Below are 7,112 nucleotides of genomic sequence, written 5' to 3' on the forward strand. Positions count from 1 at the left end.
GTGTTGCTGGCCAAGGCAAACCTGAGTATTAATGACGTTGCTTTGCAGCTCGGCNTTTCAGAAGCAGCAGCATTCAATCGCGCCTTCAAAAAGTGGACAGGGCAAACGCCTGGCGCCTGCCGTGAGCAGCATCGATAGCTGGCTTTCTGGGCTAAGTTTGTCTGGCTGTGCTACTGCGGGTAGAACGGTGGCAAAGAAGCATTGTCTTTGCCTTTCAGGCCGGGTGCTGTTTTAGTGTATTTTTTTAATGCTTCAAGTAAGGCTTGCTGGTCATAGGTCTGAGTTGCATTTTTACTGTAACGATCGTTCTCGAATGCTAATAGTTCGGCAGCAAGCGACTCATCTAAAGCTTTCAGCGAACGCAAGGTAATGGGGGCTGACTTAACGGTGTTTTGTTTTCGCTGGCTCTCGATCCAAGCTAGTACAAGCTTCGGTATGTCACTCGACCCCTTTCTAATTGCTTCAATTAATTGTTTGTAGCTGAGTTCTGAAGTAGTAGAGTCGGGAGCTTGTATCGAGATTAGTTTATTTAAGTCTTGCTTTACTTGCTTCAGTCGTAGAAGTAGGAACAAACTCGTTAGAAGCCAACCAAAGGCGAGTAGTGCGATTATCGCTAGCAAGGCATGCTGATTGCTCTCATTGTGCTTAGGCTCTGTATTTTTAGCTGTGCTTTCTATCTCGGACTCTTGGTTGGGTGTTGCTTTTCCATCATCAGTTAAGTCGATGCTGGAGGGCTGCTCATTCTTTTGAGTTTGGTTTACAGCGCCCGGTTTGATGATGATTGTTCGCTCCGGGAGTGTAGCAATACGCTCAACATCGTTGACTGTATCCCACCAAGGTATGCGTATTTCCGGTAGCGTAATTTCGCCTTGTTTGATGGCAATATATGTTGTTGCGTCCTTTCGTATGGCATATGAGCCGCCTTCGTGAGCTTGTGATTCAACAGACGGTTTATCGGGGTATGACTTAACCCGTTCATTTGATACCGCGGGTATTGGGGGAAGGGCTGACCCAAGTAAACCTAAAGCAGAGGTGGTGATTTCATGCGTAAATGCATCACCGATTGATAGTTCGAGCTGCTCATCTTGCCATTTTTCACTTAAATGCAGGCTCTTTGCTGGTAACCAGTGTTGACCAGTAAAATTGGGGTTCGGCTGTGCTATATTCACTTGAACAGCATCCGATATTTCCGAGACACGTATGCGTCTACGTTGATAGCTGTCGATAAGCACACCGTTGAAGGCTAAACCATCGATATAGAGAGCACCACTTTTTTGAGGATAGATTAGGTACTTTCGTTCAATGACCTCATAGCGTTGGTTATAAGCCATACGATAGTATTTATTTTCCTCGCCAAAAGGTTCAATGATGGCATTGCTTGTGGCGGGCTCACTTAAATTTCCGCTACTAAGCCTTCCTAAGGAAAATAAGCGAACGGTATATTGGATTTGTTCCTGAACGTAAACATCTGATTTGTCTGTTTCAACTTCAATAAAAACAGGGGGAGGGTTGTCCGCGTCGATGGGTGCTTTACCCTCCACAACCTCTATAACAATAGCTTCAGATTTGGCTCCTTGTAGTATTGCCTGAGGAATAGTTAGTGTACCGGCCTGCTTTGGGCTAAGCGTATAGTTCCATGTAACTTCGGTTGTTGTATCGCCATTAATGGAGCGCATACTATAATTCTGCTGGCGATCAAGGATCTCAAAGCTATCTTCAAGCCCTTTAATTGTTGGCGCTTCAATCTGGTTTCGCCCAAAGCTCATTAAGCCGCCCAGGCTAAAGTCGATATCCACATTCCCCTGAAGCTTAAGGTTGAAGCTCTCATTGAGATATACTTTATTCCTGTCAACACTGGCACTAAGGGATGTGTTGGCAAGGCTAAGCTGACTAAGTAGGCAAAGTGTTAGTAAGCTAAGCAGCTTACTAAGCATATTGTGATGTTTGTGTGGATAGCCTTTATTTAATTTTGGCTTATCGTTCACCATATTGGCTCACCTTCATTTATTACTGCTGACCCGCCTTTGCGTCGGCGGTCATAAGATTGTTGCTCGAATTTTCTGCGAAGAAGGCCTGATGGGTCGTCAGGCACTCTGCGCATCCATTGCTCATAAGATTGTTTTTCTTCTTCGTTTAGCGCTTGCAAAGAAGATGTAATAGGGTTTTCTTCATTACTGTCTGTTTCATCTTGTTCTGGTTTTGCTTCTCGTTTTTGCGCATCCTGCTCTTCAGTCGTTTGTTCAGTTTGCTCACCTTGAGACTGCTCTTTTTCGTCTTCTGAGCTACCTGACTGTTGATCCTGTGATTTTTCTCGGTTTTGTTGTTTGCCACCATCTTGGCTTTCAGAATTATCGGGCTTACCCTGATCCTGGTTCTCCTGGTTCTCCTGGTTCTCCTGGTTCTCCTGGTTCTCCTGGTTCTCCTGGTTCTCCTGGTTCTCCTGGTTCTCCTGGTCACTGTTTTGTTTCTGCTCGTTTTCCTGTTGAAGTTTCTCTATTAGTTCTTTGTTTGATTTTGCGTCTTGATGATCCGGGTTTTGCTTCAATACTTGCTCGTAAGCATCGAGTGCTTCCTGGAATTTTTGGTTCCTTGCCAGACTGTTCCCCAAGTTGTACAAAGCATCCTGTGAGGGGAGTGTTTCGTATAACTTCGCAGCTTGCTCGTAATTTCCAGCGCGATAATGAGCGGCTGCCTTATGTTCTATGGATTCAAATTTCTCGGCAGCCTCAGTGTAGGACTGTTGCTTCATTAGCTCTTGAGCTTGCTGGTCTTGGGTCTTAAACAAGTCTCTTGCTTCAAGGGCGTGTGAGGTTTCTGGTAAAGAAATAAGCGATATCGAAATAAACAGCGCTAGAAGTGTGTTTTGTCGATACGCAAAAAGCGCAAAAGGTATTATTAAGAATAACAGCAAATAACCGGCATCTTCCCAGGCATCAAAGGTACGAAAACTTTCTTGCTTGTCAGTATTGTTCGCTTTTGCTTTTCTCAGTCGTTCACCCGTGATATCAAGCGCCTCTAGGTCGTGATCATCTAGGGACATTTTAACCATCTTGCCGCGATTTACCCCTGCAAGACTGTCCAATAGTTTGAAAGGAGTCTGTGGGATGACGATCTCGCCCTGGCTTTTAAAATATCCTTTTCCGGGTATATCTATCGGCCCGCCTTCTTTGGTACCTACTGCAAGAACATCTAGATGGATATTCTTGCTACTCAAGGCATCTGAAATACGTTCATTTTGCTCTTGCGTGCTACTGTCTGCAATCAGGATAACGCGACCTGATCGTGAGTTGTTTTGTTTGAATAGCTCAATTGCTTGGTTCACGGCATTATCTGGTCTGCTTCCGATAACCGGCATAATAAAAGGGTCAAGTGCTTCAAGGCTGGCTTTGATTGTATTTATGTCATCTGTTAAGGGTGTAACGATATGACTATCCCCAGAAAATACGATAAGTGAGGTGTTTCCTTCTGTGCGCAGTGCTAGCAGGTCGTGAAGTTTCTGCTTTGCTCTAACGAGTCTGCTGGGTTTTACATCGGTGGCAAGCATTGATACGGATAGGTCAAGAATGACTACCATATCGTCTTGTAGTTGTGCAACGGGCCTAGGTTTTTGTTCCCAGCTCGGGCCAGAAAGCCCAATAATGGCTAGCAATAACAACAAAATTGGCGGCCAGTTTTTTTTGCCTGATTCATTATCACTGGATGCAGGAGTTAAATGCTTCAAAAGCTCAGGGTCGATGCTTCGGCTCCAATCTCCGCTTCGTTGATTAAACTGCCGCAGGATAAGCCAGACAAAAGGCAGTGCTAGCAAGCAAGTTAGCCAAAATGGACGTAAAAAATGAAAATTGGCGAGTAAATCTAGATTCACTATTGCTTGTCTCCTCTTAGGGAAGAGAAGAAAGTGGTAAAGCGTGAGCTAGATGCATAACTCACAACTAAAGCGGCCAGATAAAAACACAGGCTTATTGACAGGAAATATACAAGCAAAGATTTAGTGGGCCGATAGCTTCTGCTGTCTTGTTCGATTGGTTCAAGCTCATTGATGAGCTGGTATATCGCGTTTAATTCTTCAGTGTTTCGGGCCCTAAAATACTTGCCGTCAGTGACTTCGGCAATTGCATTTAGCATGTCTTCGTCCAGATCAGCTGAGGGGTTGACCTTTTGAGTGCCAAAAAAGCTTCGTCGGTAAAGCTCGTCGGCACCAATACCAATCGTATAAATAATGATGTCTTCTTGAGCTGCTAACTGTGCAGCTTTTTCGGGGGGGATCTCGCCAGCGGTATTCGCGCCGTCGCTAAGTAATATGAGAACGCGGCTATCTTTCGGTCTTTCCCTTAGGCGTTTAACACCAAGACCGATAGCATCGCCGATAGCCGTTGCTTTACCTGCCATACCTAAGTAAGCCTCTTGCAGTAGTGTGTTGACCGTTTTTGTGTCGAATGAAAGCGGCGATTGGATATAGGGCTCAGAGCCAAACAGTATTAAGCCGATGCGGTCACCTTTTCTTTGCGTAACGAAGGAAGAGACAACATTTTTGACAACGTCCAAGCGAGATACAAACTCATCATCTAATTTAAGGTCTGTTTCTTTCATGCTTGGTGATATATCGATTGCCAGCATCAAGTCTCTTCCACTTAGCGGGAGGTTTACTTTTTCTCCGTAGTAAGTAGGCCTGGAGGCTGCAACTATTAGAAAACACCACGCAAAAGCCAGTAGGTATTTACTTAGTTTGCTATGGGTTTTTCCTTCTGGTGCACGTGACAGTTTCAGTGCTTTTACTGTTTCATAGAGTGGAAGCTGCGGCGCTCTATAGTTTGTGGTGCTTTGATTTGCTCGCCGAGGGATGAGCAAAGGAATTGGCAAAAGTAATAGCGCAAGAGGCCAAACTAGCCCAAAGTTAAGTGCTTCTAAGAGATTATCAAGCATGACGTAGGCCTCGAATCCATTTTTCGATTAGCATCAATTGCTCGGTATTTATACGAGGGCAATTCCGTTGGTAAATCTCGTGACAGAGGATGTCTAGTAAGTCGCTCGGCAGTATTACTTTGTTTTGCGTTGTGTTGAGAGTATCGCCCCATTTGTCAGCGGTGTCGCTAAGGTGTGCAGTAGAGCTTGAGTTCCCGGCAAGGCATCGCTTTAGGAGTATGTTTATTTCGGTAGCTAGCTCGAAGTTATCCCAACTTTTTGAGTTGTGGGTTATTGCTTTAAGTTCAAGTAAGGCTACCCTGCGCCAGGCATTCCGTTGTCTATGTCTTATGAAAAAAGTAAGACCAAGCGCAATAGCGATGACCGAAATAACAATTAAAGCCCACCAGCCAAAAGCTAGCGGCCACCAGGTGATATCCACGGGAGGGTGGATATCTTTTAGTTGGTCTAATGGCGATGATGGGTTCATGGTGTTATTGAGTCACTATCTGCTGTAATTGCGCAGAATTTCTTGGAGACAGTGGCTAGTTTCCTGATGTGTAGACAGATTTATTAATAAGGATTTAAAACGTTTGCTCATTTCTTCTAACTGGTTTTTGTGTTGAGTCGCCCAGGCGCTGTAGTCGGATCGAACTTGTGCCGAGTTTGAGTTGATGAGCAGAGTTTGTTGGCCATCAGATACAGGGTGTAAGCCTGGTGGAGGAAGCTCTTCCTCTAGAGGGTCATAGCTACGAATGAAGAGTAACTCATTGTGCCTACTAAGGGCCTTAAGTGCTTTTTCAGTTTCCTGATTAAAGTGTAAAAAGTCGCTGATGATAACGATAAGCGTACCTGGCTTTGCAAGTCTGACCGCTTCTATTAGTGCCTTATCAAGCGAGAAAGAAGGGGGAATTTTGCTATCTTCTATATTCAAGGCTTGGTTAAACTGACTAAGAAAATTAATGTATTGCATTACTGACTTGCGACTACGCGCTGGCTTTACTTCGTGATGTGCAATGTCAGAGAATACTATGCCTCCAACGCGGTCATTGTGGTCGAGTGCAGACCATGCGAACAAGGCAGCAGCTTCGGCAGCTCTAACGGACTTGAAGCTATGTTTGCTACCGAAAAACTGGCTTTTACTCTGATCACAAATAACTAGGAGTGGGCGTTCGCGTTCTTCGTTAAATAGTTTAGTGTGAGGCGTCTGGCGCCGTGCTGTAACGCGCCAATCGATACTCCGAACGTCGTCACCAGGCTGATATACACGAACTTCTGCGAACTCCATGCCTCGACCGCGGAATTTGGATAGGTGTGAACCGCTTTGGGGGCGCGAAATAGCTTTTGCTTTTCTGAGTTTTAGATTTTTTGCCTGCCAACGTAAACGCGCAAGCGCCTGCACCGAAGTATAAGGCCCCTGGTCGAGGTTGGGAATTGAGTCTGAATTAGTAACAGGCATTGATTATGCTACAGGAACGCGGTGAATTAGTTCATTGATCACATGATCGGCTGTTATACCGTCTGCTTCAGCTTCAAAGCTGATGATAATGCGATGACGAAAGACGTCGTGAAGTACGGCGCGAATATCGTCAGGGCTAACGAAATCTTTGCCATTTAACCATGCATAAGCACGTGCGCAGCGATCTAGGGAAATTGTTGCGCGTGGACTGGCGCCGAAATCGATCCAGCGACCCAGGTCTTCACCGTATTGTGTAGGTTGACGCGTCGCAATCGTAAGGTGGACAAGATATTCCTCTACAGCTTCGCTCATATGGATTGCAGACATCTCTTTCCTGGCTTGGAAGATCTCAGACTGAGCAAGTTCTAATACCTCTTCGTTCAATGGCGTGTCATCGTGCTCGCTTCTGGCTAGTCGCAATATTTCCTTTTCGGACTCAAGGTTGGGGTAGTCGATCTTTACGTGCATTAAAAAACGATCTAACTGCGCTTCGGGCAGGGGGTAGGTGCCTTCTTGTTCGATTGGGTTTTGCGTGGCCATTACTAAGAATAAACTATCAAGCGGGAAGGTTTGTTTGCCAACGCTTACTTGTCGCTCGGCCATTGCTTCTAGTAGTGCAGATTGAACTTTTGCGGGGGCACGGTTAATTTCGTCAGCTAGTATTAAATTATGAAATATTGGGCCTTTTTGAAATTCAAACTCTCCTTTCTCGGCACGATATATTTCTGTGCCGGTTACATCGGAAGGGAGT

The 7,112-nt window shown here is 45.2% G+C and carries 7 protein-coding genes; 1 reads left to right on the forward strand and 6 read right to left on the reverse strand.

The window, feature by feature from the left end:
- Window positions 1-138 (forward strand): AraC family transcriptional regulator, encoded by a 138-nt coding sequence (locus A3766_RS28950; protein ID WP_082907119.1) that lies wholly within the window; start codon window positions 1-3, stop codon window positions 136-138.
- A 32-nt stretch (window positions 139-170) separates the two neighbouring features.
- Here the strand turns inward: A3766_RS28950 and A3766_RS13585 are convergent, their stop codons facing one another.
- From A3766_RS13585 to A3766_RS13610, 6 genes are all read right to left on the reverse strand, one after another.
- Window positions 171-1,988 (reverse strand): BatD family protein, encoded by a 1,818-nt coding sequence (locus A3766_RS13585; RefSeq protein ID WP_068506424.1) that lies wholly within the window; start codon window positions 1,986-1,988, stop codon window positions 171-173.
- Window positions 1,982-3,865, reverse strand: coding sequence for a VWA domain-containing protein (locus tag A3766_RS13590; protein ID WP_068506428.1), 1,884 nt, complete (start codon window positions 3,863-3,865; stop codon window positions 1,982-1,984). Before A3766_RS13590 ends, A3766_RS13585 begins: the two co-directional genes overlap by 7 nt.
- Window positions 3,865-4,923: a VWA domain-containing protein gene (locus tag A3766_RS13595; protein WP_068506432.1), complete on the reverse strand. Its 1,059-nt coding sequence runs from the start codon at window positions 4,921-4,923 to the stop codon at window positions 3,865-3,867. The genes A3766_RS13590 and A3766_RS13595 overlap by 1 nt, the downstream gene beginning before the upstream one ends.
- Window positions 4,916-5,392 carry a DUF4381 domain-containing protein gene (locus tag A3766_RS13600; protein ID WP_068506434.1) on the reverse strand — a complete coding sequence of 159 codons (477 nt, stop codon included), beginning with the start codon at window positions 5,390-5,392 and terminating at the stop codon, window positions 4,916-4,918. Before A3766_RS13600 ends, A3766_RS13595 begins: the two co-directional genes overlap by 8 nt.
- Before the next feature lie 15 nt (window positions 5,393-5,407).
- Entirely contained in the window at window positions 5,408-6,361 is a 954-nt protein-coding gene (locus A3766_RS13605) for a DUF58 domain-containing protein (RefSeq protein ID WP_068506436.1), read from the reverse strand.
- A gap of 3 nt (window positions 6,362-6,364) precedes the next feature.
- A partial coding sequence (locus tag A3766_RS13610) for a MoxR family ATPase (protein WP_068642361.1) occupies window positions 6,365-7,112 on the reverse strand: 748 nt, incomplete at its 5' end.

This window comes from Oleiphilus sp. HI0132 (genome assembly GCF_001635845.1).